We start from the raw sequence: 25514 nt of genomic DNA on the forward strand, positions 1-25514 counted from the left end.
AAAATTATTGAAAAAATATTAACTACCCCGTTTTTCGCGGTTGTTACCTAAGCACGCCAGTTCCATACGCTGAACTGAAGCACATCGTCCAAGAAATTAAGTATGCACAGGCATCGCTCTGATCTGTCTGGCTATACCGTCGAAAGCCGCGCTTCTACCGTCACCACATGGTGTCAATGGATAAGGAATCTCTATGCCTAGACCGGGTGCTGCACTCCCCGACATAAAAATGAATCAAACAGTGAAAAGTGCGTTTTAATCACATAAACGCTTCTTTTACACGAGAGGGGTGGGAGGGCAGAGAAAAAGCCCGCCGCATCCGACAGCTATACCGGATGCGACGGGCTTTGCTATGTGCGCCCTGTGGCAAAGGTTCTTCCAAGATCCCTCAGTTAACTAATTATGAAAGATCCACATCTACACCACTCTCCTCAAGTAACTTCTTAAGCCTAGCAATTTTTTCCTCAGCTTCACGACCACTTTGTTTCTGCTCGCGTTCTAGTCGCATTGTTTTAACTGTATTCGCAATTTGAATATAAGGACTATCTCCCTTACCGATACGTTGTGGGTCGAATCCTACATCACGCATATTGCTCATAATACTTCCAATAATTTTGGCTAGATTAGACGGTTCCCCATAGAACTCCATGGGATCAAAAGCCCATTCCAATGTTCCTTGTTCTTCGTTCACTTTTACTAAGTTACGAAGACCGTAAATAACAGGCATCATGTAACCTGCTGGCGGAACCATTTTTTCAGGACCTTCGATATCCTTACGACCGAAAGGTGTTTTGAAGTTTCGCCGTTGTTTTGATTCGTTCTTTACAACTTCAATACGACCAAATTTTCCATCATTCATGTTGTATGAATCCTGAAAATTTTCGTAAACGTAATCATACACTTCAAGAACCTTAGGCACCATTTTCAATGCTGATTTAACCTGAGGATTATCTACTACCCAAGTGTTAGTATCTCCTCCAGTCTCCTTATGAGATATTCCATTAGAAGATATTAAATCTTTATAACGCCTGACTGCCTCGCTCTTAGAACTATAAGCAGTCGTTCCTGGAAGTGGTTTAATATTCTTTATCACATCACTCTTATTAAGCTCTTCGAGGGCCACGCCCAGAGTAATCCACACTAAAGAAATGAGGAAACGCAGGTCAATATCTCCTGGCTGGTTGGTTTTCCAAGAAATATTTTTATATACATCTGGAACCTGTTGTTCAAGAGTATTTTTTAGATCATCAAAAATTCCATCCTGATTAGCTAATGTTTCAGCTTTCAACTGAACGTTATTATTCCGAGCTGCACAGATAAGTAGAATACTTGAAAGGAAATCATGGATACTTTCTTCTGTTTTCGCCCCTGGTACCAAAATTTCAACAGGAACTAAAGCATCATGGGATTCTGATTCACTATTTTTAAGAAGATTTATAGAGCGTTCCATTTTCTTCCAGAACTTCTTCATTTGGTCCCATGTCTTTACTTTCCTAAGCTCCTTCTGATTCTTCTCGATTTTTTCAGGATTACTACTGAGTAAAATTGCTTCTTCAAGCAAGTAAAGAGCAATGGCTAATGTATTATGCCCTCCATCAAGAATTCCCTCAAGCTTAAGATTATGGAACAAAAGATGGAACCGATTACGATTAAAATCATCGTACTCAGAAGCGCCAATAAGAATACCTTTTGACTTGAATGGGTATAGCTCTGGTGTTTCCCGGATGGTCTCAATAATCTCGGTAGTAACCTGAGATTTTTTTGCACTTCGTGGATTAGCATCAAGATTCAACACTGTGATCAAATCAATCAACCCACGAACTTTTACAAATCCCGTAATCCTCCGAATATTATTGAAAACACGAGTTTCAGGACTCTCAACCTTGAGAATGACCGAGAGGTCTTCTGAACTATGAACCGTATTAGACATGATTATTGCCTTCTCTTTTTATACTTTCCCTTATCTCAGGTTCTATCCAGAACCTCCAGGGAGGAGAGTCGGCTTGACTCCTCCACACATAAGCTTAACAGGACACCTTCGTCAATACAACTTCTAATCTTCTCTCTAAAAGTAATATATAACACTTTTTAGAAGGTTTTCAAGTAGAGAAGCAGCTGCCAGGAAAGGTATTGATTTTTCTAATGACGCTTGTCGCGGTGGATAATAGGTGATCTTCTTGGAGACAACATTGTCTCTGCACAGGTTCCTGAGCCTTCATATATTGAGGGACAGGGGAGGATTAAACGAAAAATCGCCCCGATCGGCTTTGTACCGAACGGAGCGACGTACCAGATTATTTCTGGTGAAGAGTGCGCCCTGTGGGGCTCGAACCCACGACCTGCGGATTAAAAGTCCGTAGCTCTACCAACTGAGCTAAAGGCGCGCCGTCCCGCGTGAACGCGAAGACATCATCTACTATACACTACAAATCCGTCACGAGTCGCCTTCGCAGATATGATTTTCGTCCGGCTGAATCCTTCGAAAAACTCGTGCCCTGCCCGTTACACTAAACACCTATGGCTCATCGTGCACATCATCGCCCAGTATCTCAGCCCAGCGAAAAGTTTGAGCGTCGCGTTGGCGGTGAAGATCCCGCCGCCCGTGATGAGGCGGCGCATACGTCTGCTCGTATTCTGCTGGAGCGCGGACGCCAAAATTCTGACCCGGAGGTTGCCGCCCGACTCATAGACTTCACTGACGAATACGGTATTGAGGCGCTTGCGCAGCTCTGGTCTCATTCACCCGCGCGTTCCCTCCCCGGGGCGCTATGGCGCATGTATTCCCTGCGCGACATGGTACGACGCTACCCAAAGGCCACCGCACAAGCGTTCTCTACCGGTATGGGTGCCGATTACCGTTCGCATCTGCTGGCGGGGGTGCCAGACCCACCGGGCGCCTCCGAGGTCGTCAAAACGGCGGACAAAATTCTGGCCGGGCTCTACAGCGGCGATATTGATATAGCTCTCGAACGTTTTGCGGCGTTCGCGCGTGTGGTGGCACTGGGGCTGCGTCTCAACTATGAGCGTGCAGATATTAGCCGACTGTCCGGTAACCCGCAGGGAGTGCATCCGCCCAGTCATGAGGTTCGCCGCGAAGGCATTGAACGCATGTTCCGCGTGCCCGAACAATACCGAAAGCTCGTGAAAATCGCCGAGGATTTGGAGGCGACCGCCGCGCACTGGCGGGCAAGCGGCGGACTCGAAGCATTGTAGCCCCGCACGGTACTCGCGCGCTATCAAATCCCGGGAAAATACAGGATTCGGAACTGATGCCGGGTGTTCTGCTTAGAGCTCATGTACCTTGACGGAGGCTCGGCGCGGGCGGATAATTTAAGACAAGATGTCGGGTTGCTAATAGGTAGCCCCGGGCTCCAAATCATTTGCCGCTTCGAGCGGCCTTCCGCCGAGAGGCGCTCCCAGCCCGACATCGCTAACGTTCACAGCGGGAAGGTTATCATGTAGCCTTCCCGCTGTTGTATTCTCAAGCCGCCGCGCGGGAAGCATCAGACCCGCGCGCCCTAAGCACACCCGCGTTAGACTGTAACTATGTTGCACCGCATCTTTCCACAAGCCAACAGCTCACTCACCTCGCTTGCACAAATCTCGGTGCAGGTGGCGGAGGCAGCGGCGCTCCTCTCCGAAATGGTTGGCTCATCTACCTCCGAATACCCCGAGCTCTTCGACCGCATGCTGGTGCACGAAGCGAACTCAACCGACCTGTTCTTCATGACCCTCACCACCGTGCGAAGCTCATTTGCCACCCCGGTACCCCGCGAAGACCTCTACACGCTGGCCCGCAAACTCACGAACGCGGTCGAAAAGCTCACAAGTGCCGCGCACATCCTTTATCTGCACAAAATTGACGGTTTTGCCCCGCATATCACCGCGATACTCGACATTATTCAGCGGCAGGCGGTGCTGACCGAGGCGGTAATTCCCAAGCTCGCCGATATTAAGGGCCTGGATAACTACTGGATGGATATGCTGCGTATCTCGCGCCAGGCCGTTCGCACCGCCGAAGAATACGATGCAGAACTCGCCGAACGCTTCCCGATGGAACGCTACCGCCGGTACACCAAGTTCATTGCCCAACTGGTTGAGGCGGCGAATGCGATGCGCGGCGTGTCCTCTGAGATCGGGCGTATTATCGTGCAGGAGTCCTAGTGGTTCTGCTCAGTATTCTGTGTGTGGGCGCGTTTCTTTCCGCGATTTTTGTGACCGGCATGCACGATGCCTCCAACGCGATCGCGGTGCCGGTACGCACCCGCACGATGGGCGATACCGCGGCCCTGATTACCGCCGCGCTATTCAACGGAATCGGGGTGTTTGCGGCGTATCTGCTGATTACCGATATGAGTGTGCCCTGGATTGCCGTTCCCAGCGGGCATTTGGGCCTTCCGGGGCTGACCGCCGCGCTTATTACCGCCGCCTTATGGGGTGTGGCAACGTGGGCCTTACGCATGCCAGCCTCCTCAACGCATGCCCTCATCGGCGCCCTGGCCGGGGTGGCGTGGTATGCCCGGGTCGATGGCGAAGGTTCACGGTTTATCCCCGCGATTTTCGATGCCACTCTGCTGCCGCTCCTCTACCTGCCGCCCCTGATTTTTCTTCTTTCTTGGCTTTTGGTGATCCCGTTTTATCGCTTAGCGATCCGCTCTTCGCCCAGCAGTGTGAACCGGCACTCGCGTGAGGTGTTGGCGGTGTCGGCATCCGCAATTTCGCTTCTGCACGGTATGCAGACCGGGTACCTGTACCTGTTGGTGCTGCACGTGCTGGGTGCGGTTTTTCCGCTTCCCACGCGGGACCTCCTCCCCTGGCATGTGCTCACTATTGCGCTGGCTCTGGCGGCGGGCACGCTCACGGGTGGGCGGCGCATCGGCTACACCTTCGCCTACCGTATGGTGCGCTTAGATCCAATGCGCGGCGCGGTAGCTCAGGGCACCACGGCTCTTATGCAGGCGCTCGGGTACTTCCTGCTGCAGCTGCCGTTCTCGTCTTCGCACCTAGCGACCGCATCCGCACTGGGGGCTGGGGTGAATCAGCGGTTCAACTCGGTGAAGCCGAAGATCGTTGCGAACATTATGCTGACCTGGTTTGTCACGCTTCCGGCATGTTTTTTGTGTGCGATCGCCCTCATGATGGCTCTTGATGGCATATTTGGGTAGAATTTTTCCCCCTAATGTGGGCTGGAATGCTCGCTTATTCCCGCGCAACTCCGTAGAATTCTAGACAACCCTATATATTTCCGCCCTACGTGCCTTATGCGCAGGCCTTATATATTCCTTGGAGAGCTTTGTTTTCCTCTGTCGCCGTCATTGTACGCACGAAAGATCGCCCGGTCTTTCTCGCACGTGCCCTGCAGAACATCGCCGAGCAACGGTATACGCAATACACCGTATACGTGGTCGATGACGGCGGAAATCAGGAAGAATCGCAGCAGATTATTGACCGCAGCCCGGTTGCGGCGCAGACCGTTCTTCTTCATGCTGCGGGCGGCAATATGGAAGCGGCCTCTAACCTGGGCGTGCGCTCCAGTGAGTCTACCTATATCGCCATTCACGACGATGATGACCTGTGGGATCCCCAATTCCTGGAACGTACCGTCGCAACCCTTGATGAGACCGGTGCCGATATGTGCGTGGTACGGATTATTGAGCGTTTTGAGCGGCAAACCGAGGACGGTTTTATTGTTCTGAACGAATGCACCTTTCACGAGGATCTGCCCGCCATGGGGCTGCAGTTCCTATTCCGCACCAACCGCGCGGTTCCTATCGGCGTGCTGTATCGCCGCACCCTGCACGAGAAGGTGGGGTATTTTGATGAGGAACTTCCCGTGGTGGGCGACTGGGAATTCAATATGCGCGCCGCCATGGCCGGTGAAGTCCAGCTCCTGGACGACCCGCTGGCGTACTGGTGTAAACGCCCCGATGCGACGGGTTCTGCCGCCAACAGCGTAAGTCACGAGCAGCAGCATCGTATTTTTGATGCGCAGGTGCGCGCTAACGCGATCCGTGAAGACCTTGCCGCCGGGGCGCATATTGGGCCCTACCTCTACCAGGCACACCTGACGAACGAACTTGACGGCCGTTTATTGGAAACCCTGGAGGCGCTTCAAGACGTTCAGGAGCGTTTGGAACGTCTCGAAAATATGCAGCAGGAACAGTGCGAGCGGCTGCACCGCATGGAGCGGGCAATGTCGTGGAGTGGCAAACTTTCGCGTTTGCGTGCCATTTTTTCGCCTAAAGATTCATCAAGCAAATAGGTACGCATATGACTCGTGTTCTTGTTGTCGGCGATATTGGTCAGCCCGTCTACCATGTGGGGGACGAGGCCATGACGATCAGCACCGCCGAATACCTGGCGGATGCAGGAATGCAGGTTATCTTAGCAACCCGCGACGCCGATCAGAGCAGGCGTTATCTGGGGGCTCGGGGTTCGTCTGCATACGAATATATGCCGTTTTTACTGTTCCCGTGGGCGCCTGCCGAGCGCGAGATCACGTTGGAACGCCTCGAAGAGTTTCTGGTGAGCGGCGTTATGCCGGATCTGCCCGACTTTTGCCCGTCGGCGCAGCATATCCGCGATTTTGTAGAGGGTATTCAATCGGTGGATGCGGTTGTCATCTCCGGCGGCGGCAACCTGAATTCGCGCTACGGCTGGCTGCTGTATGAGCGCGCCGCTATCGCATTGGTGGCGCAGTATGCGAAGATTCCGGTCTTTGTTTCCGGGCAGTCGATTGGTCCCGTGCTGTCCCCGCGCGATGAAGAAGTTCTGCTGCGTATGCTGCGTTCGGCAGCCTTGGTGGCGGTGCGCGAGCGCAGCTCCTACGAGTGGTGCCGCGAGCACGATCTTAAGGCACTTGCGGGTGTGGATGATGCCAGCGACTACCGGGCGCATACCCCGGAGATGACGCTCGACTATGCGGATGCGCGGGTTGAGGTTCCTGAGCTTCCCGAGCACTATGTGTGCGTGACGGTGCACGAGGTTTCGGGGAACAAAATACATGAACTAGCCGCTTTATTAGACAAGATTTACTCCGAGTATGGGCTGGCGGCGGTCTTCCTGGGGCATATGGGCGACCCGGCGTCGGAGGGCGGGCGCACCGGTGACTATAAGGCGCATGAACTGGTTGCCGCATCCATGACATCCCCTGCGACGGTGATACCGATTCTGCACGCGGATGCGACGGTGCGCATCCATCAGGGTGCCGCGTTGAATATTACCGACCGTTACCATCCCGCGGTTTTTAGCCTTAGTGCCGGTATTCCAGCGGTTGCGCTGGTGCCCGATGCGTTTACTGAGATGCGGATTTGCGGGGTTATGGGGCATTACGGGATGCAGAATTTTATGACTCCGCTTCATATGCTCGGCACCGACATTCCCGAGAAGCTCATTGCGTCTGCGCTCTCGCTCAGCAGGGGGCAACGCCAAGAGCTGCGGGCGCGGCATGAGGTGGTGACCGCGCTGCTTCACGCGTGGCGGAAGTATCTTGCGGCCTCTGTGCGCGGGGAGAAGCAGGCGCATATGCCGGAGAGTATTTCTGCAGCTGCGGCGATTCCCGCCTTAGAGCCGTCCCTAGAGGCGATTAACAATGCGGTGCGCGAGCTTTTGCTGAAGACTTCCCTGGCCGAGGGTACCGAGTGGGCGCTTTCAGATCGCATGCACTCGTGGGAGGCGCATATGCGGGGTGAGTTTGAGCGTGCCGAGGATGAGCTGCAGGCGTTGAAGCGTTCGCGGATGGTGCGGGCGGCGCATCGTACCAGTCGGCAGGTGCAGGCGATGCGGCATATCGGTAGCCGGTTCCGGTAGCCTTACCGCCCCTAACCTCTTTTAAAAAAGAGCCTTGCCAAACATCAGAGATCCCGCTTTGTTTCGAATGAGGAGCCTTTTGATGCATATCATCCAAGGGCGCAAAAGACCCGCGGCGGCACAATTTCAGGGCGGGTAGACTAGACACTATGGCACACGCATCCATGAAGGAACAATTCTTAAACTATGTCCGCGCCGGGGCTCACCGCGTTCGGGCGGGATTTTTTCAGTCTATTCAGATCACGATCGCCTCGATGGGGGCGTATCTTTTTGCGGAGCGGGTGCTGGGGCATGAGGAACCTATTTTCGCGGCGGTCGCGGCGCTGGTGTCACTCGGATACGTGAGCGGCTCTACCCATTCGCGGCGCATCCTAGAGGTTTCGTTCGGGGTGAGCCTGGGTATTCTGATTGGCGATCTGTTTTTGCAGATGCTCGGGCGCGGCATCTGGCAGGCCACACTTGCCCTGTTTATTTCGGTACTTCTGGCCAGGTTCTTGGATAACGGCATTATTTTTACGATTCAGCTCAGTTTTCAGGCCTGCCTGGTGATTCTGCTGCCGCCGACCTCGGATCTGCCGTTTACCCGCAGCCTTGACGGCGTGATCGGTGGTGTTGCGGCGTTTCTCATGATGTTTTTGATGCCTAAAGATCCGCGAAATGGGTCACGTCAGCGTGCCGAGGCTCTTATGAGCGCTTTCTCGGATGTCTTCTTTCTGGCTGCGAAGGCGATTCGCCGGTACAACTACGATCAGGCGTATCAGAGCCTGCAGGATTCGCGTAAACTTCAGCCACTGTATGAGGCGAGTAAGAACGATTTGGTGACGGCGCGCGGTATGGCGCAGCTTTCGTGGGCGGGCAAGAAGACTCGAATCGAACTTGATCGACTGGCGCAGACTCTCGGGGCTATCGATTTGGCGATTCGTAATACCCGCGTGTTTAACCGGCGCATGGCATCCACGATTGCGCATGTGCAGCTGCGCCCGAAAGCTCTTGAAACGCTTTCGGCGGCGCTCGAAGAACTGGCGCTTGCCACCCAGAGTACGGGACTGGGCATGTATTCCAGTACCGAGCATGAGCGTGAACACTATATGGAAGTTGCCCGCGAGCGCCTGATTTCTCTCGCCGAGACCCTGGAGCCGAAGCATCTGGGGGTAGAGACCTTCGAGGGCGAGTCGTTGGTGCTTATGCTGAGGCTTATAACCGTGGATATGTTAGAGGCTACTGGTATGGATCATGAGGATGCAGTCGCCACGCTGGTACCGCTGGGCGAGGCCGTGACGGAGCATGCGCCGCGTACCTCCGAGATTCCGATTGTGCAGGCTGATGTTGCGGGGGCTCAGGAAGAGGATTTGCGCACCCGCACCGTTAATATCATGCTGCGCGATGAAGACCTCGAAGAGGAGCTGGGGTAGGTCTTTCCTGTTCGTATCGTGTGGCTGATGGTGTGCACCTAATCCCTGTGGAATCCGCCCGTAAGACCCTACCGTAGGACCCGTGAGCAGATAGTATTTCGGCGAGCAGATAACGAATTGCTATCTGCTCGCCGAAATACTATCTGCTCACGCATATGAGACACGTTTTATGATGATGTGCGTCCCCGTGCCGCAGGAGGCAGCGGTTCATACCCGGAAATTAGATCCGCTACGATGTGGGCTTCATCCGCAAAGGTACAGGACAGCAGTTCTTCCACGTCCGGGTCGGTATCTATGACGTCTGTGAGTCGCATGCCCAAAATCGCGTTAATGAGCATGCCCCTGGCTAGAATCTTCTCGGTTTTCTGTGCCGTAAGCCCCAGTTCATGATGCAGAACCCGGTAGATACGCGCGAACTCTTCGCGGGCAAGTTTTCCGAAGCGTTCATGATGCCCCATCGTGAAGAGATGCATCATAGTCAACAGAATGCCCCGGTCAGCGACAAGTTCCACATAGGCGTGCCCAAGATGCCTGGGCAGGGTTGTGAGGTCATCGTTGTCTCGCGCCGCGGCCCGAAAAACCTCAATAGTCTTATCGACCGAACGGGTTGCGGCTTCTACGAAGAGACTCTCTTTTGAGCCAAAGGTGCGCACAATATACGCTTGGCTAACCCCGGCTTCCTTGGCGATGGCATCCGTGGTAGTTCCGGCGTAGCCGCGCTCACCGAAGACGATGCTGGCGGCGCTTAGCATCTGTTCACGACGCTCGGCAGCAGGGAGCCGTTTGGGGGTGGAGGATTCTTGATCAACCATATTGACATGTTATCACCTGATAACTTACGTTTAAGTAATCAGTTGATTACAATTCATATCGGAGCTCCACATGGACCAAACTTCACAACGCCGTCCCGCGTGGCTGGTTATTCTGGCACTTTCTTTCCCTATGTTCATGGCTTCCCTCGATAATCTCGTGGTGACCAATGCACTTCCCGTGATCGGGGCAGATCTGCACGCATCTATTGAGCAGCTCACCTGGACGGTAAACGCTTACACGCTGACCTTTGCGTCTTGCATTCTCATGTCTTCGGCGCTGGCCGACCGATTTGGGCGCCGTCGTATTTTCCTGAGCGGGATCTTTATTTTTACCGCAGCATCCGCATGGTGCGGGGTCAGTAGCGATATCAACACCCTCATTATCGCCCGCGCTATCCAAGGGTTTGGCGCATCCGCTATCGTACCCCTCTCGTTGGCGCTTATTAGCACATCCGTTCCCGAGAGGATGCGCGCCGCCGCCATTGGTATCTGGGGCGGAGTCTCGGGGCTAGGTATCGCCGTCGGCCCCCTCATCGGCGGCGCCGTAGTTGAAGGCATGAACTGGCACTCCATCTTCTGGCTCAACGTACCTATCAGCGTCATCTGCATGGCACTCATTTGGTACACCATTGACGAGTCATACGGTCGCCCCCAGCCACTCGATTTTCTCGGTCTTATTCTGGCGGGCGTGGGTCTTTTCGGTTTAACCTACAGCATTGTGCGCGGGAATGATGCCGGATGGACAAGCGCAGAGGTCCTGACCGGTCTTATCGGGGGCGTTGCTCTTATAGCAATCTTCATCTGGTGGGAATCACGCGCCGCCGCGCCTCTGCTTCCGCTGCGCCTCTTCAGGAACCGTAGTTTCAGTGCAGCGAACGTGGTTGGTGTCATCTTCTGCTTCGGTATTTTCGGTGTTATCTTCCTGCTGATTCAGTTCTTGCAGGTAGTTCAAGGAGCAAGTCCGCTCGAAGCCGGACTGATGACCATGCCGTGGACTCTCGCGCCTCTTGTTATCTCGCCCATCACCGGTATCTTTACCCCCAAAATCGGTACACGCCCTATTATCGTGACAGGTCTTATCCTCACAGGTCTTGGGCTTTTCTGGGTTGGCACCTTGCTCAACCCCGATACCCCCTACATACAGCTTGTAGCGCCGTTCTTGGTGTCCGGCATCGGTAATGGCATCGTTTTCGCTCCCTTGGCAACGGCAACTCTGCAGGGTATGGCCGCTGAGGATCAGGCGACCGCCTCAGGGACAAACGCCACTGCGCGTCAGATCGGGGTGGCTCTCGGGGTTGCAACGCTCACAGCGATCTTCACCTCGCTTGGCGGTACCCTCACCCCCTCGGGGTTCTCAGATGCCGCTACCCCGACCACTTTTGTCGGCGCGGCGGCTCTAGTGGCGGCGGTTATTGCCGGGCTCTTCCTCCCCAAACATGTACGTACGGAGGAGAAAGTGCAAAGCTAACCTCCTAGCCTGCGCGAGCAGATAGTATTTCGGCGAGCAGATAGCATTCCGTTATCTGCTCGCCGAAATACTATCTGCTCACGGTTTACGTCACGATGTGCGGCAGTTATTTATCCTGCGGGAAGAGCAGGTTCAGCGCCTCGCCTAAGGTGGCGACCTCGCGCACGGTCACCCCATCGGGCACCTGCCCCACACCCGTTGGGGATGCGGGCACCAGCACATGCGTGAACCCCAGCCTGCCGACCTCGGCGATACGCTGGCGAATACCCGGCACGGCACGCACCTCCCCCGCCAGACCGACCTCGCCAAACACCGCGAGTTTACGCGGCAGCGGCTTATTCTGCGCGGCCGATGCCAGCGCCATCACACACGCCAAATCGGCGGCAGGCTCAGAGATTTTGGCACCTCCCACCGTGGAAACATAGCAGTCGAGCTTGCCCACGTTCAGCCCGGCACGGCGCTGCAAAACCGCCAAAAGCATCTGGATGCGCGCCGAATCCAACCCCGCCACCGTGCGCCTCGGCGCGGGTGCCACCGCTTGATCCAAGAGCGCCTGGACTTCGGCCAAAAGCGGGCGGCGCCCCTCCATCGTCACGGTCACGCAGGTTCCCGCCACCGGATGCGGTGTGCGCGAAACGAACATGCCGGACGGGTCGAGCACGGGCGCGATCCCGTCCTCGTGCATATCGAAGCAGCCGACCTCATCGGTGGGCCCGTATCGGTTTTTGATAGCGCGCAGCATGCGAATATTGGAGTGTTTATCGCCCTCGAACTGGCACACCACATCGACCAGGTGTTCCAGCAGGCGGGGCCCGGCGATCGTGCCTTCCTTGGTCACATGCCCCACCAGCAGGGTACACATGTTGCGCGCTTTCGCGGCGGCAATCAGTGATGCGGCAACCTCGCGTACCTGCGTAACACCTCCGGCGCTGCCCTCAACATCCGCGGAAGCAAGGGTCTGCACCGAGTCGATCACCAGCATCGCCGGGTCTACCTGCTCAATATGCGCCAGCGCGGTCCCCAGGTCGGTTTCGCTCGTCAAGTACAGGGTATCGGCGACGGCGTGGATGCGGTCCGCACGCAGCTTAACCTGCGCGGCGGATTCCTCACCGGTCACATACAGCACGTCGCGGGTTTTCGCGCGGGCACGCTCAGCGGCGGGGGTTCGCGGGGTGTAGCCGCGCGCGAAGGTGGCGGCAACATCCAGCAGCAGGGTAGATTTGCCCACACCGGGTTCGCCAGCCATCAGAATCACGGCACCGGGCACCAGTCCCCCACCGAGCACCCGGTCGAATTCGGGGTTTCCGGTGCTCATATAGGCGGCGACGGTCGAGTCTACCTCGCCGATCACCTGCGCCGGTTTCTGCACGCTGGATGCGGCACGGGTGCGCGCCACGGTACCCCCGGCGGCTTCCTCGACAGAGCCCCAGGTTTGGCATTCACCGCATCGGCCCACCCATTTGGCAGTGGTCCAGCCGCATTCGGTACAGCGGTAGGCGGGGGTTCCTTTAGTGGTTTTTGTGCGTGCAGCCATGGTTTTTATTGTACGGGCGGCCCTGACGTTTTAAACACCTAGGTCGTCAAAAGCCGAAGAAGAGAATATCGGGGCGGGGTACGCAAAAAGGCGGTGACACAGGCTAAAACGATACAATATATTCCGTGCAGACAGATTACAGTGAACTCCTCCTGAAGACCATTGCGCAGATCGCCCCCGGCACCGAGCTGCGTGAAGGGTTAGAACGCATCCTCCGCGGGCGCACAGGCGCACTCATCGTGCTCGGTTCAGACCGTACCGTCACGGGACTCTCCTCCGGTGGGTTCACCATCGACACCGAATTTTCTGCCACCCGCCTGCGTGAGCTCGCCAAAATGGACGGCGCGATCATCTGTGACCGCGACGCCACCCGCCTGCTCATGGCGGCGGTACAGCTCATGCCGGATGCAACCATCGACACCAACGAATCCGGAACCCGCCACCGCACCGCCGAACGCATGGCAATCCAGACGGGTTTCCCGGTAATCTCGGTTAGCGCATCCATGTCCGTCATTTCGGTGTATGTGGACGGCACCCGGTACACGGTCGAAGACACCCAATACCTGATGGCGCGCGCCAACCAGGCAATCCAGACCCTTGAAAGCTATAAGAAGCGCCTCAACAAGGTGCTTTCCACGCTGTCCGCACTCGAAATCGAATCACACGTTACGCTCAGCGATGTCGCTATCACTCTGCAGCGCATGGAGATGGTGCGGCGCATTATCTCTGAAGTCAGTCACTATGTGCTTGAACTCGGTGTGAACGGTCGCCTGGTGGCGCTTCAGCTCGAAGAGCTCCGCAGCCCCGATATGGCGGGTATCGACGTTATTCTGCATGACTATCTGCCGCGGCCCACCGCGCAAAGCATCTCCATAGCAACTCGGGCTCTGCGCGACCTTACCGACATGGATATTGTGGACCTCACTATGATCGCCCAGGCCGCAGGGTTCGGCGATTACGAGCTCGACACTCCCCTGCAGCCGCGCGGCTACCGCCTGCTTGACGGCATCGCCACTATTCCGAACACAATTGCCGAACGCCTCGTTGAACGGTTCGGCACTTTGCAGGCGCTCATGGCCGCATCCCTGGAAGATCTGCGTGATGTTGATGGTATAGGCGAGCATCGTGCCCGCACCGTGCGCGAATCGCTCTCCCGTATGGCGGAAAGCAGCCTCGAAAAATACCTCTAACATTAGCCGGGTACGGTCCGAAGAACACCAGCTACCCAATAGAAAGAGCCTTTATTTCAATAAAGCATTAAAACCCTCTTTATTGAAATAAAGGCTCTTTTTATACGTCTTTTATATATTCCCACAGGGAAATACCGTGGGCGCTATTTCAACAGGAAGTTCACTCGCTGCGAGGTCACCCCATTCACGGTAGCCGTCACCCAGTATGTACCCTTCGCCGTATTCTTCAGCGCATTACATCCGGAGGTATTGAGCTTACGATCCCACGCAACATCGCTGGCGGCTTCCTTACCCGCAGGAATCTCGGTCCTCTTCGTAGGAGTGGGTGTGCACTTCGCAGACGAATACACCTGGGTGTCGCCCGATGTAATGTTGATCTCCACGCCCTCGGCAACCTTCTCGCCGCCAATAAAGCAGGGCTTACCCGAAGAATTCGTGTACACCACGTGGAACGACGGCATTTCACCGGGCGCATACTGCTTCTTTGAAGGCTCGACCGTCACCTTCAGATCCTTGGCATTGCACAGAGCCACGGCTGGCGTTGCGGATGCGCTCGCCGATCCAGACGGAGTTGCACTGTCGGATACTGCGGGAGTCCCAGAAACGGACGGGGTTGCCGATGCATTCGGGCTGCCGGATGCTGAACCGCTCACCGACCCCGAAGGCGCAACCGTAGAAGGTGTGGGGCGCGCGCTGAAATTCTGGAAAGGTTCGCCGGTGGCTGTCGCCTCTGCGGCGGCATCGTCTTGAGGCCCCTTATTAATCTGGTTCACTAGGGTGGTAATACCAACAATGCCAACCAGCAAAACAAGAATAAGCACTACCACGGCAACGATACGACGGCGGCGGTATACTTCGGGGGGTAATTCGGGACCAAGTTCAGACATACCGTTAAGAATAACGGTTTTTTGGGTGTCGTGCATGCAAAACCATATATATAAGCTACATGGAATAGATAAAAATACGTTGCCTGTATATTGTGGGTCAATTGGCACCCGATACCCAATATCACCTACTCTAGAAACAGTAATACATTACAACGCAAGCAATTATTGCCATGTTCAATTTAAAAAACTCACACGAACTACACCACCGCATAAATACTTGGTACCAGCACCATGCCCGCGACCTGCCCTGGCGCCGCGCCGACTGCACGGCCTGGGGTGTGATGGTGAGCGAATTCATGCTGCAGCAGACCCCCGTGAACCGCGTGCTTCCCGTTTGGGAAGAGTGGATGCGCCGCTGGCCCACGCCCGCATCCCTCGCAGCCGAAGACAGTGCGGAGGCAGTGCGCGCCTGGGGTCGTCTGGGCTACCCGCGCCGCGCCCAACGCCTGCACGGTGCGGCTGTCGCTATTACGAAGCATCATGACGGCGAGGTTCCGGCGGATTATGACGAACTTCTTGAGCTTCCCGGCGTGGGGGCATACACCGCGGCAGCGATTACGGTCTTCGCCTTCGGCAGACGCGCCACCGTTATCGACACCAATATTCGTCGGGTGCACGCCCGCGCCGTCATGGGCAAGGCGCTGCCCCATAAGCATTTGAACGTCGCCGAAACGACCCTTGCCGAAGAGCTGATGCCGCAGAATACTGCCGTCTCCTGCGTGTGGAACGCCTCTGTTATGGAGCTGGGCGCGCTCGTGTGCGTCGCCAAGAATCCACGCTGCGAGCAGTGCCCCCTTGAGGATATCTGCGCGTGGGTGAAGGCGGGAAAGCCACAGGCCGAGTATACGCCTACGGGGCAGAGCTGGCACGGCACCGACCGGCAGTTGCGCGGTGCCATGATGGCGGTTCTGCGCGCCGCGCACGCACCGGTGCCGCGGGAACTTCTAACGGACTTCTCCACCGATATTACTGTTCCCGATGCCCTGAAGGTTCCGGTGCAGGATTTACGCAAACTCGACTCATCCCAAGAACAAATCGACCGATGCTACAGCGGGCTTCTCAAAGATAAACTCGCGAAAGAGCGTAAGGACAGAGTTTCGCTCTAGATTCTGACCTTTTATGCACTATTCCCCAACTCACGATAAACCTCGAAAAAATATTGTTTTCACCTGAAATCTTTGGAAAAATGGAGAAAACATGCTGGAAAGCTCATTTCTTCGTGAAGGAGGACTCCATGAAAATAGCGGTCATAGGGGCAACCGGCACCATCGGCTCGAAAATTGCCGCCGAACTGGAAAAACGCGGTCACGAGGTAGTGCCGATCAGCCGCTCACACGGGGTAGATGTTTCATCGCTCGCAGATTTAAGCGCGGCGCTGACCGGAGTGGATGTTGTGATCGATGCGATTAACAACATGATCATGAGCAGCAAAAAGGCGCAGACAGCCTTTATCAGCACCTCCAGCAATATCGCGCAGGCGGCGGCTGATAACGATGTGAAGCGCATCGTCTGCGTCTCGATCGCCGGAGTAGAAAACCCGGCGGTTAGCCGCGGATACGGTTACTATGCGGGCAAGGCGGCACAGGAGAAAACCTATCAGGATTCCGCCGTAGACACCGTTATTATTCGTTCGACGCAGTGGTTTGAACTTCTTGACCCCATTGTTCAGCAGGTTACGGTGGGGCCCGTCTCGGTGCTGCCGACCATGAAAATGGCGCCTATTCCCGCAGATGCGGCAGCACAGCTGGTATGCGATGTTGCCGACGGCTCCGAGAAGGTACCGGGTACGGGCATCGTCTCGATTCGCGGCGAAGAAGAAGGAACAACGGCGGAGTTCGTGAAGCGCCTTCTCACAGCACGCGGCGAGGTCGGCGGCAAAACGCCGAAAGTGGTGCGGCAGCTGCCGTATTTCGGTTCCGCTATTGCCAAGGGCGGGTTGATTCCCGATCCCGCAGATCACACCGTCTCCACTACGCTTGAGGAGTGGCTGGCAAGCCTGTAGAGGTTTCGATACTGCGCGAACCGATGCGGTCTTCGTATGCACGAAGACCGCATCATCGCGTTAAGCGCTCGTATGCCTATGCGCCCTTATGCTCAAGAAAACCGATAAGCCTGTCGAGCAGGTCTTGCAGCTGTTCACGTTCCTGTGAGGTGAATTCGGCGCTCATGGCACGCTCGACGGCGCGAACCTTCTCGTCGGCCTGAACAACCAGCTCTTCGCCCGCATCGGTGAGGGTCACGATATTCACGCGGCTGTGAATTTCGGAGGGCACACGGGTAATCAGGCTTTTCGCATCCAGACGGGCAAGAATAGTGGCCATCGTCTGCGGGGTTACCGCTGCGGCACGCGCCAATTGCGCCGCAGACTGCCCGGGCACATAGTAGAGCGAAGTCATGGCTGCATATTGTGCGACGCTCAGATCATACTCGCGCAGAACCTTAGATTTGACCGCCATCATCGCCTGCTCGGCGCGTTTAATCGACGACCCTATGCGCGACCGGGTTTCGGCAAGATAGGCTTCTTGCCCCTGTCCCGGCTGCGGAGGGTTTACAGACTGCTGTGATTTTTCCGATGATGCGGGCATGTACTAAGCATACTATCCCCCAGCGCCGTCTCGCTTTGTTATTCACCGACATACACACTTATCAGAAGCGCAGTGATATTGCCGGGGGTACAGCAATAATTATTCAGAAGCGCGGCAAAAACACCCTGAACAACTAAGGCTTGTCCCCGAATCCTTCGCGTGAGGATTCGGGGACAAGCCTTAATTAGTGCCTTCCGCAGGATCGCCTACAGGGGAAAGCCGCTAGTCAGATGCCCCTCCGGTAATCTGCTCGGCTTCTTCCACGGCAGACTCCGCCATCTTATTGACAGTCTCCAGGGGTAAATCCCGCATCTGCTGCGAGGAGAAGACGAACTTCGCATCGTCGCCTTCACCCTCGACACCCACGGTAATCTTCTCGCCGGGCTTGATTTCGCCGAAGAGGATCTTCTCGGAGAGAGCATCCTCAATATTACGCTGCATTTCGCGGCGCAGCGGGCGGGCGCCCATCGCCGGGTCGTAACCCTTCGAGGCCATGAGAACCTTTGCGGCATCCGTAAGCTCGATCGACATTTCCTGATCTGCCAAGCGCTTTGCCAACCGGCCCACAAAGAGATCCACGATCTGCAGAATCTCGTTCTCGGAGAGCTGCGGGAACACGATAATATCGTCCACGCGGTTCAGGAACTCGGGGCGGAAGTGCTCCTTGAGGTTCTCCATCACGCGGGCCTGCATGCGCTCGTAATCGGCATCGCCGTGATCCATCGCCTGAAAGCCCACGGGAACGCGACGGTTCACATCGCGCGAGCCGAGGTTCGTGGTCATAATGATCACGGTGTTCTTGAAGTCCACCACGCGACCCTGTGAGTCGGTCAGGCGGCCGTCTTCAAGAATCTGCAGCAGCGAGTTGAAGAGATCGGTGTGAGCCTTCTCGACCTCATCGAAGAGCACCACCGAGAACGGCTTGCGGCGCACCTTCTCGGTCAGCTGACCGCCCTCGTCGTAACCCACGTACCCGGGAGGCGCACCGAAGAGTCGAGACACAGTGTGCTTCTCCTGGTATTCGGACATATCCAGGGTAATCAGGGCGTCTTCATCGCCGAAGAGGAATTCCGCCAAAGCTTTCGCAAGCTCGGTCTTACCAACACCGGTTGGACCAGCGAAGATAAACGAGCCACCGGGGCGGCGCGGATCCTTCAGACCGGCACGGGTGCGGCGAATCGCACGGGAGAGAGCCTTGATAGCGTTGTCTTGACCGATCACGCGCTTGTGCAGCTCGTCCTCCATCTTGATCAGACGCGAGGACTCTTCCTCGGTGATCTTGTACACCGGAACACCCGTTGAGGATGCGAGCACCTCAGAGATAACCTCGGGGGTCACCTCGCCGAAAGCATCGCCGTTTTCGCGCCAAGCCTTCTCAGCCTCGGCCTTTTCGGCGAGTACCTTTTGCTCTTGATCGCGCAGCGCGGCGGCCTTCTCGTAATCCTGGCCCTTGATAGCGTCTTCCTTCTGCGTGCGCAGCTTCGACGCCTTCTCGTCAAGAATCTTAATCTCGGGCGGGGCGGTCATCCGCTTGATGCGCAGGCGAGCGCCCGCCTCATCAATCAGGTCAACGGCCTTATCCGGCAAGAATCGGTCGGAAATATAGCGTGCCGCCAAGTTCACGGCAGCCTCGATCGACTCGTCGGTAATGGTTACGCGGTGGTGAGCCTCGTACTTATCACGCACACCCTTAAGAATCTGCACGGCGAGCTCTTGAGAAGGCTCGTCCACCTGAATTGGCTGGAAGCGGCGTTCCAGTGCGGCGTCCTTCTCAATGTGCTTGCGATACTCGTCCAAGGTGGTGGCACCGATGGTCTGCAACTCGCCGCGAGCCAGCATCGGCTTCAGGATGGAGGCGGCGTCGATAGCGCCCTCTGCGGCACCGGCACCGACGAGAGTGTGAATCTCGTCAATGAACAGGATAATGTCGCCGCGGGTGCGAATCTCCTTGAGCACCTTCTTGAGGCGTTCCTCAAAGTCACCGCGGTACCGAGAGCCCGCGACCAAGGATCCCAAATCCAGGGTGTACAGGTGCTTATCTTTGAGAGTTTCGGGAACATCGCCGTGTACGATGGCCTGCGCCAAGCCCTCAACAACGGCGGTTTTACCGACACCGGGTTCGCCGATAAGCACGGGGTTGTTCTTGGTGCGGCGTGAGAGAACCTGCATTACGCGTTCCATCTCGTGGTGACGACCAATCACCGGGTCAAGCTGACCTTCGCGTGCGGCGGCGGTGAGGTTACGCCCGAACTGATCGAGAATTGTCGAGCCCGCCGGGGTGCCCTCACGGGAGTTGCCTGCGCCCACACCGGCGGTTTCCTTATTCTCGTTGTTGCCGGGGTATCCGGAAATAAGATCCATCACGGCCTGGCGAACCTCGGCGCCCTGCACGCCTACTTTGGAGAGAACCTGGTTTGCCACGCCCTCGGAGGCGCGCACCATGCCCAGCAGGATATGTTCGGTGCCGATATAACCGTGGTTAAGCTGAATGGCCTCACGCATGGAAAGTTCGAGGACCTTCTTGGCGCGCGGGGTGAAGGGAATGTGACCGCTTGGCGCCTGGGGGCTGGGGCCCACAATGCTCTGCACCTGTTCGCGCACGGCATTCAGGGTAACCCCGAGGGACTCAAGAGCACGGGCACCGATGCCCTCGCCCTCGTGAATCAGCCCGAGCAGCAGATGCTCGGTGCCGATGTAATTGTGGTTGAGCATGCGTGCTTCTTCTTGGGCAAGCACCACAACGCGCCGAGCTCGGTCGGTAAAGCGTTCAAACATTGCGCACTCCTTGGAAATTTTGCTTGATACTAGATTACGTGGAAAAGCGCGGCTACGGTGCACTGTTCGCCATCAAGAGAACGTCTGTGTCGCTATTTTTCGAGGAGCCTTTTACCGAGCCAAAACCAGGATGCGCATCGGGCGTTTCTCGACGGTCATAAACATTTTCATGAAACTTTTATCGGGCTCTATCAGAAGACCTAATATCGCTTTAGCTTATAGCAATACTAATGTACCTCCGCGCCCTTTACTAAAACGTTATAATTCTGCTTCGGTATTTAGATTCTTAGGAGACATTCTTGAGGATTGCTCTCATAAGATAACGGGGATTCCATAAACACCAAGAAAAGGCCCGGGGCGATACCCGCCACGTGATTACCTAAATACATATCACGGGGCTAATAAAAAAGCCGGAAGATGATAGCTCTTCTCATGAAGGACTTTTTCTAAAACCTCGTTATACAGAAGGCGGGATAACACTTGATGTGTCATCCCGCCGTCGGCAGATGAAATACCATCACAGAATTAGCGATGGTATCAATACTATTTACTTACCTTCTGCCTTCATAGCTGCGTAGTAAGCATCCTGAATTTCCTGATGGATGCGGCCGCGGTCAGAAACTTCGTGACCGTTTTCGCGTGCCCACTTACGAATTGCAGCAGTTTCAGGGTTACGCTTCACCGGAGCGGAAGAGCCACGACCACCGCGGGAACCGCGCTGGGAGGCGCCTACCTGAACGCGACGACCCTTAGATGCGAACGGACGAATTGCGTCACGAAGACGAGCGGCATTAGCACTGGATAGGTCAATCTCGTAATGAGCTCCGTCGAGGCCGAATCGTACAGTCTCTTCTGCGGGACCACCATCGAGGTCGTCCTCAAGAATAATGCGCACCTTCTGTGCCATAGGGGTTTTCTCCTTAGTTTGGTTTATTGCTCCAACTATGAGTTTTTACACTGCACGTTGTCACACTCTCTAATTTATCTCCTTCATAATAACAGAAATAAATGACTAATGACTACCAACATAGAGAATTCTAAGGAATGACACAGAATAGTGTTGTCATTTAACGGTTATATTTATTGACGCTCCGTTTTATTACCCGTTTTATCAGTACCAAAAGGATTTACCGTTCCTTGTGAACCCTTTACCTTCTCGTACCACTGTTGAGCGTCTTTTTCGACATCACGCTGTGCTGAACGTTCGGCGCGATCTGCCCGGTTAATCCAACGCAAAATGAAATATAACGCAATCCCGGCAAAAATAGGAGGCAGCAGCGCAATCAAAATCTCCATGAAAATCCCTCACAACCTTTCGTGCTGATGACAGCATACCCGATAGCGCAAAATGCCGCCCGATAACGCATACACGTTACGAACGGCATCTACGGTTTAACGCGGTTTGCAGACCTTTACGAAAGAAAAGCCTTGATCAAGCCCGAAATTACGACTCCGGTTTCATCAGCGGGAACAAAATAGTTTCACGAATACCTGGCTGACGCACCACGGTTCCAGGGCGTTCAGGGTCCTGTTCACCCGCCAAAAGCATAATCAGACGGTCAACGCCCAGCCCGAGACCGCCCATCGGCGGTGCACCGTGCTCTAGGGCGCGTAAGAAGTCCTCATCAAGTTCCATCGCCTCGTCATCGCCCGCAGCGGCCTTATGGGACTGCTCAGTCAAACGCTCGCGCTGAATCACAGGGTCGATCAGCTCAGAGAACGCGGTACCGCGCTCCATACCGCCAATAATCAGATCCCACGCCTCAATCGTGCGGGAACCATCGCGGTTTGGCCGCGCCAGAGGCTGGGCGCTTGGCGGGTAGTTATATACAAAGGTCGGGTTCAGCAGAGTTGGCTCCACGATTTCGCCGAAAAGCTCAATCACAAGTTTCTCAGCATCCCAGGCGGGATCCACCTCAACCTCATGCTTGGCAGCGATCTCGCGCAGCGTCTCAGCGGGGGTGTCCGGGGTTATTTCAACGCCCACGGCCTCAGACAGTCCGGGGTAGACGCTCAGCCACGCCCACTCACCGCCCAGGTCGATCGTGCCGTCCTCAGTCTCAATCGCGGTAACCCCGAGCTCCTGTGCGCACGCAACAATAATCTCCTGCATGCGCTCGGCCATCACATACTGATCGGCGTAGGCTTCGTAGCATTCCAGGGTTGTAAATTCGGGGCTGTGCGTCGAATCCACGCCCTCGTTGCGGAATACGCGACCAATTTCGTAGACGCGCTCAATGCCGCCCACCACGGCACGCTTAAGCGGAAGTTCGGTGGCGATGCGCATCGTCATAGGCTGGTCGAAGGCATTCAGATGAGTGCGGAACGGGCGAGCCGTCGCGCCGCCGTGCACCAGCTGCAGCACCGGGGTTTCCAGCTCAATATAGCCGTGATCTTCCAGCACGCGGCGCACAGTGCGGGTAATCAGAGCGCGCTTTTTCACCAGGTCACGCGCCTCAGGGCGAACCATCAAGTCCAGGTAGCGACGGCGCACCCGAGTTTCCTCGTTCAAATCCTTGTGCAGCACAGGCATGGGGCGAATCGACTTCGCGGCCATCCTCCACTCACGCACCATAATCGACAGTTCGCCGCGGCGAGAGACCACCACGCGGCCGGTCACATACACGTGATCGCCCAAATCCACCAGGGATTTCCAGTCGGCAAGCGACTGTTCACCAACCTCATTGAGCGAGAGCATCGCCTGAATGCGGTCGCCATTCGTACCCGCTTGCAGGGATGCAAAGCAGAGTTTACCGGTATTGCGCACGAACACAACACGGCCCGGCACATGCACCACATGGTCGGTTTCATCCCCGGCGGTGAGCTCGCCGGACTCTAATTTCGGGTCGTATTGAGCGCGAATATCGGCGATATGATCCGGTTCGATGCGCTTACCTTCGGCATCCAGAAGCCCAACGGGATACGCTTCACCCGCGGTCTCCAGGAACTTAGCGCGCTTCTCCAAGCGAATCTTCATCTGCTCGGACATATCTGCAATGGCCGGTGTGGCGCTCTGCTCGTTGCTCAAAAGATACCTATCTCGTGTTTTAGGAGGTCAAATGTGACGGTTTGCTACAGCAAATCCATGTTGTCGATCAAGCGTGTGGAACCCACATATGCCGCAACTAGTGCGAGCACCCGCTCGGAATCAGCGGTCGGCGGCTGGAAATTGCTCGGATCCACAAGCTCCAGGTAGTCCAGGCGCACACCCTCGGTTGAGTTAATACGTGCCCGTGCACTCTCTAGATCAATGCTCTCAAACCCGCGGTTCAGCGAGTTTTCGCGCATCAATGCAAGGGTTCGGGAAATCACCAGCGCAGCCTCGCGTTCCTGTTCGCTGAGGAATTCGTTCCGTGATGAGAGAGCCAAGCCGTCGTCGTCACGCACAATAGCGATAGGACGCAGGGTAATGTCGTGGTTGAAGTCGTGAATCATGCGCTGCACGAGCAAAACCTGCTGGGCATCCTTCTGCCCAAAGTAAGCGTTCACCTCGTGCGAGCCCGCGGCGGGGCGCACAATATTGAAGAGCTTGTTCACGACGGTGAGCACGCCGTCGAAGTGGCCGGGGCGGGTGATTCCCTCAAATTTGTTGCCCAGTTCGCCGCTGGAAATGCGAATAAGCGGCTCGCCTTCGGGATACATTTCATCCACGGAGGGCGCGAAGATAATATCAACGCCCGCATCGGCGGCGACCTGCGCATCCGTTTCCAGGGCGCGCGGGTATTTGTCATAGTCTTCGTTGGGGCCGAATTGAAGCGGGTTAACAAAGATCGACGCCACCACAACATCGTTCTGTTCACTTGCGCGGCGCAAAAGCGTGGCGTGCCCTGCATGCAGAGCACCCATCGTAGGTACGTACCCGAGCGTAGCGCTGCGGTACTGCACCTCGCCTTCCTGTTCGGCGGCTTCGGCACGGGCGCGCTCATTCAGCCGTTCCTGGGCGGCAGCAAGCGCCTCCGCAATAGCGGAGCGAAGCTCGGTAATAGTCGTGACGATGCGGGGCATCGAGGTCTCAGTCATGACGAGAACTCCTTATCGTCAGGCATCGCACCGGATTGACGCGTGCCCGTGGTGTGGGTTCGCAGGGTAGATTCAATCCGAGCCTTCTGGTCGTCGTTTAATAAGTTTCTATTATGCGCCCTAGATGCGGTTGCGCGCACCATGGCGGCATATGAGTCAGCGATATCCTGTGTATTTTCGTGGTCGGTGTACTCTATCAGCGCATTAAGATGCGCATCCAGGGTACCTGCATCGCCGCGTGCCACGGGACCGGTCAGCGCGCCTTCGCCACTCGCAAGCGCGTTATCGACGGTCGCACGAACCAGCGGACCGAGGTAACGCGCCGGGTCTTCAATACCGATACTAGCAAGCATCTGCTGGGACTGTCCCAAAAGTGTGACGAGATGGTTCGAGGCATGCGCCAGTGCGGCGTGATAAAGCGCACGATCGGCTTCGGCAACGTGGACGGGCTCACCGCCCATTTCAACGACGAGCGCCTGAGCTATAGGGATAAAAGGCGCAGGCCCGGTCACGGCAAAGCTCGTACCGGTGAGTCGTTGTAAATCCAGGGACAAACCGGTGAAAGTCATGGCGGGGTGAATCGCCAAGCCGATAGCGCCCAATGTGGTTGCGGGAGCGAAAATATCGGTGCCGTGCCGCCCGGAGGTGTGCACAAGCAACTGCCCACTGGTTAAGGACCCGGAAGATGCCAAATACTCGATCAGACCAGCCAATTCATCGTCGGGGACAGCCAACAGCAGCAGCTCGCTGCGTTCGGCAATCTGTTCCACCTCAAGGAGCGGTACGCCGGGTAAGAGCACATCCGCCCGTTCTTGAGAAGCTTCAGAAACCGCATGCACGCCCACCAGGGAATGCCCGGCAGCGCGCAGGGCGGCACCGAGCACAGCGCCGACTTTACCGGCGCTGATAACGCCGATGCCGAGGCGTGCGGGTTTCAGATGATTCGTGGTCACACCCTTAAGTATATTAGGTACCGCAAAATCCGCGTGTTTTTCAGCGTTCACCAGGTGCGTCGAAGATCA

The 25514-nt window shown here is 56.0% G+C and carries 21 protein-coding genes and 1 tRNA gene; 10 read left to right on the top strand and 12 right to left on the bottom strand.

Annotated elements, in window-relative coordinates:
* Positions 1 to 400 precede the first annotated feature (400 nt).
* A complete protein-coding gene (locus tag HMPREF0733_RS03255; protein WP_013397957.1) occupies positions 401 to 1930 on the bottom strand; it encodes an AIPR family protein in 1530 nt (509 codons plus the stop codon).
* A 381-nt stretch (positions 1931 to 2311) separates the two neighbouring features.
* A tRNA-Lys gene (locus HMPREF0733_RS03260) sits at positions 2312 to 2384 on the bottom strand.
* A 133-nt stretch (positions 2385 to 2517) separates the two neighbouring features.
* Here HMPREF0733_RS03260 and HMPREF0733_RS03265 point away from each other — a divergent pair.
* From HMPREF0733_RS03265 to HMPREF0733_RS03290, 6 genes are all read left to right on the top strand, one after another.
* Positions 2518 to 3213: a hypothetical protein gene (locus HMPREF0733_RS03265; protein ID WP_004005703.1), complete on the top strand. Its 696-nt coding sequence runs from the start codon at positions 2518 to 2520 to the stop codon at positions 3211 to 3213.
* A 333-nt stretch (positions 3214 to 3546) separates the two neighbouring features.
* On the top strand, positions 3547 to 4164 hold the full coding sequence (locus HMPREF0733_RS03270; RefSeq protein ID WP_004005702.1) for a DUF47 domain-containing protein: 618 nt from the start codon (positions 3547 to 3549) through the stop codon (positions 4162 to 4164).
* Positions 4164 to 5165: an inorganic phosphate transporter gene (locus tag HMPREF0733_RS03275; RefSeq protein WP_013397959.1), complete on the top strand. Its 1002-nt coding sequence runs from the start codon at positions 4164 to 4166 to the stop codon at positions 5163 to 5165. The genes HMPREF0733_RS03270 and HMPREF0733_RS03275 overlap by 1 nt, the downstream gene beginning before the upstream one ends.
* A 128-nt stretch (positions 5166 to 5293) precedes the next feature.
* On the top strand, positions 5294 to 6262 hold the full coding sequence (locus HMPREF0733_RS03280; RefSeq protein ID WP_244864823.1) for a glycosyltransferase family 2 protein: 969 nt from the start codon (positions 5294 to 5296) through the stop codon (positions 6260 to 6262).
* An 8-nt stretch (positions 6263 to 6270) separates the two neighbouring features.
* On the top strand, positions 6271 to 7809 hold the full coding sequence (locus HMPREF0733_RS03285; RefSeq protein WP_013397961.1) for a polysaccharide pyruvyl transferase family protein: 1539 nt from the start codon (positions 6271 to 6273) through the stop codon (positions 7807 to 7809).
* Between the two features lie 149 nt (positions 7810 to 7958).
* Complete coding sequence (locus HMPREF0733_RS03290; protein ID WP_013397962.1) at positions 7959 to 9221, top strand: FUSC family protein; 1263 nt, start codon at positions 7959 to 7961, stop codon at positions 9219 to 9221.
* Between the two features lie 167 nt (positions 9222 to 9388).
* Here the strand turns inward: HMPREF0733_RS03290 and HMPREF0733_RS03295 are convergent, their stop codons facing one another.
* A complete protein-coding gene (locus tag HMPREF0733_RS03295) occupies positions 9389 to 10033 on the bottom strand; it encodes a TetR/AcrR family transcriptional regulator (protein ID WP_013397963.1) in 645 nt (214 codons plus the stop codon).
* A gap of 70 nt (positions 10034 to 10103) precedes the next feature.
* On the opposite strand from HMPREF0733_RS03295, the gene HMPREF0733_RS03300 reads away from it, so the two are divergent.
* Positions 10104 to 11501, top strand: coding sequence for a DHA2 family efflux MFS transporter permease subunit (locus tag HMPREF0733_RS03300; RefSeq protein WP_013397964.1), 1398 nt, complete (start codon positions 10104 to 10106; stop codon positions 11499 to 11501).
* A 106-nt stretch (positions 11502 to 11607) separates the two neighbouring features.
* Here the strand turns inward: HMPREF0733_RS03300 and radA are convergent, their stop codons facing one another.
* Complete coding sequence (radA, locus tag HMPREF0733_RS03305) at positions 11608 to 13035, bottom strand: DNA repair protein RadA (RefSeq protein ID WP_013397965.1); 1428 nt, start codon at positions 13033 to 13035, stop codon at positions 11608 to 11610.
* A 125-nt stretch (positions 13036 to 13160) separates the two neighbouring features.
* On the opposite strand from radA, the gene disA reads away from it, so the two are divergent.
* The gene (disA, locus tag HMPREF0733_RS03310) at positions 13161 to 14225 is read left to right on the top strand and encodes a DNA integrity scanning diadenylate cyclase DisA (RefSeq protein WP_004005745.1); all 1065 of its coding nucleotides are present in this window, start codon (positions 13161 to 13163) and stop codon (positions 14223 to 14225) included.
* Between the two features lie 143 nt (positions 14226 to 14368).
* Here disA and HMPREF0733_RS03315 read toward each other — a convergent pair whose 3' ends face one another.
* Positions 14369 to 15148 (bottom strand): hypothetical protein, encoded by a 780-nt coding sequence (locus HMPREF0733_RS03315; RefSeq protein WP_013397966.1) that lies wholly within the window; start codon positions 15146 to 15148, stop codon positions 14369 to 14371.
* 134 nt (positions 15149 to 15282) lie between these two features.
* On the opposite strand from HMPREF0733_RS03315, the gene HMPREF0733_RS03320 reads away from it, so the two are divergent.
* Both HMPREF0733_RS03320 and HMPREF0733_RS03325 read left to right on the top strand, forming a co-directional pair.
* Positions 15283 to 16218 carry an HhH-GPD family protein gene (locus HMPREF0733_RS03320; protein WP_013397967.1) on the top strand — a complete coding sequence of 312 codons (936 nt, stop codon included), beginning with the start codon at positions 15283 to 15285 and terminating at the stop codon, positions 16216 to 16218.
* A 128-nt stretch (positions 16219 to 16346) separates the two neighbouring features.
* A complete protein-coding gene (locus tag HMPREF0733_RS03325; protein ID WP_004005748.1) occupies positions 16347 to 17114 on the top strand; it encodes an SDR family oxidoreductase in 768 nt (255 codons plus the stop codon).
* Between the two features lie 76 nt (positions 17115 to 17190).
* Here HMPREF0733_RS03325 and HMPREF0733_RS03330 read toward each other — a convergent pair whose 3' ends face one another.
* From HMPREF0733_RS03330 to HMPREF0733_RS03360, 7 genes are all read right to left on the bottom strand, one after another.
* A complete protein-coding gene (locus HMPREF0733_RS03330; RefSeq protein WP_013397969.1) occupies positions 17191 to 17697 on the bottom strand; it encodes a MarR family winged helix-turn-helix transcriptional regulator in 507 nt (168 codons plus the stop codon).
* 222 nt (positions 17698 to 17919) lie between these two features.
* Positions 17920 to 20472, bottom strand: coding sequence for an ATP-dependent Clp protease ATP-binding subunit (locus HMPREF0733_RS03335; protein ID WP_013397971.1), 2553 nt, complete (start codon positions 20470 to 20472; stop codon positions 17920 to 17922).
* Between the two features lie 547 nt (positions 20473 to 21019).
* Positions 21020 to 21379 carry a histone-like nucleoid-structuring protein Lsr2 gene (locus HMPREF0733_RS03340; RefSeq protein ID WP_004005751.1) on the bottom strand — a complete coding sequence of 120 codons (360 nt, stop codon included), beginning with the start codon at positions 21377 to 21379 and terminating at the stop codon, positions 21020 to 21022.
* A gap of 173 nt (positions 21380 to 21552) precedes the next feature.
* Positions 21553 to 21768, bottom strand: a complete 216-nt coding sequence (locus HMPREF0733_RS03345) for a hypothetical protein (RefSeq protein WP_004005752.1) — start codon at positions 21766 to 21768, stop codon at positions 21553 to 21555.
* Between the two features lie 148 nt (positions 21769 to 21916).
* Positions 21917 to 23449: a lysine--tRNA ligase gene (gene lysS, locus HMPREF0733_RS03350; RefSeq protein ID WP_238382396.1), complete on the bottom strand. Its 1533-nt coding sequence runs from the start codon at positions 23447 to 23449 to the stop codon at positions 21917 to 21919.
* Between the two features lie 95 nt (positions 23450 to 23544).
* Positions 23545 to 24492: a pantoate--beta-alanine ligase gene (gene panC / locus HMPREF0733_RS03355; protein ID WP_013397973.1), complete on the bottom strand. Its 948-nt coding sequence runs from the start codon at positions 24490 to 24492 to the stop codon at positions 23545 to 23547.
* The gene (locus HMPREF0733_RS03360; protein ID WP_041321877.1) at positions 24489 to 25445 is read right to left on the bottom strand and encodes a Rossmann-like and DUF2520 domain-containing protein; all 957 of its coding nucleotides are present in this window, start codon (positions 25443 to 25445) and stop codon (positions 24489 to 24491) included. The genes panC and HMPREF0733_RS03360 overlap by 4 nt, the downstream gene beginning before the upstream one ends.
* Positions 25446 to 25514: the final 69 nt, after the last annotated feature.

The organism is Rothia dentocariosa ATCC 17931, assembly GCF_000164695.2.
Classification (GTDB): domain Bacteria; phylum Actinomycetota; class Actinomycetes; order Actinomycetales; family Micrococcaceae; genus Rothia; species Rothia dentocariosa.

Excerpts from the sequence above, each read along its gene's own strand:
- HMPREF0733_RS03255 (WP_013397957.1), bottom strand. The coding sequence starts at position 1,930 with ATGTCTAATACGGTTCATAGTTCAGAAGACCTCTCGGTCATTCTCAAG.
- HMPREF0733_RS03265 (WP_004005703.1), top strand. The coding sequence starts at position 2,518 with ATGGCTCATCGTGCACATCATCGCCCAGTATCTCAGCCCAGCGAAAAG.
- HMPREF0733_RS03270 (WP_004005702.1), top strand. The coding sequence starts at position 3,547 with ATGTTGCACCGCATCTTTCCACAAGCCAACAGCTCACTCACCTCGCTT.
- HMPREF0733_RS03285 (WP_013397961.1), top strand. The coding sequence starts at position 6,271 with ATGACTCGTGTTCTTGTTGTCGGCGATATTGGTCAGCCCGTCTACCAT.
- HMPREF0733_RS03290 (WP_013397962.1), top strand. The coding sequence starts at position 7,959 with ATGGCACACGCATCCATGAAGGAACAATTCTTAAACTATGTCCGCGCC.
- HMPREF0733_RS03295 (WP_013397963.1), bottom strand. The coding sequence starts at position 10,033 with ATGGTTGATCAAGAATCCTCCACCCCCAAACGGCTCCCTGCTGCCGAG.
- HMPREF0733_RS03300 (WP_013397964.1), top strand. The coding sequence starts at position 10,104 with ATGGACCAAACTTCACAACGCCGTCCCGCGTGGCTGGTTATTCTGGCA.
- radA (WP_013397965.1), bottom strand. The coding sequence starts at position 13,035 with ATGGCTGCACGCACAAAAACCACTAAAGGAACCCCCGCCTACCGCTGT.
- HMPREF0733_RS03315 (WP_013397966.1), bottom strand. The coding sequence starts at position 15,148 with ATGCACGACACCCAAAAAACCGTTATTCTTAACGGTATGTCTGAACTT.
- HMPREF0733_RS03320 (WP_013397967.1), top strand. The coding sequence starts at position 15,283 with ATGTTCAATTTAAAAAACTCACACGAACTACACCACCGCATAAATACT.
- HMPREF0733_RS03325 (WP_004005748.1), top strand. The coding sequence starts at position 16,347 with ATGAAAATAGCGGTCATAGGGGCAACCGGCACCATCGGCTCGAAAATT.
- HMPREF0733_RS03330 (WP_013397969.1), bottom strand. The coding sequence starts at position 17,697 with ATGCCCGCATCATCGGAAAAATCACAGCAGTCTGTAAACCCTCCGCAG.
- HMPREF0733_RS03335 (WP_013397971.1), bottom strand. The coding sequence starts at position 20,472 with ATGTTTGAACGCTTTACCGACCGAGCTCGGCGCGTTGTGGTGCTTGCC.
- HMPREF0733_RS03340 (WP_004005751.1), bottom strand. The coding sequence starts at position 21,379 with ATGGCACAGAAGGTGCGCATTATTCTTGAGGACGACCTCGATGGTGGT.
- HMPREF0733_RS03345 (WP_004005752.1), bottom strand. The coding sequence starts at position 21,768 with ATGGAGATTTTGATTGCGCTGCTGCCTCCTATTTTTGCCGGGATTGCG.
- lysS (WP_238382396.1), bottom strand. The coding sequence starts at position 23,449 with ATGAAGATTCGCTTGGAGAAGCGCGCTAAGTTCCTGGAGACCGCGGGT.
- panC (WP_013397973.1), bottom strand. The coding sequence starts at position 24,492 with ATGACTGAGACCTCGATGCCCCGCATCGTCACGACTATTACCGAGCTT.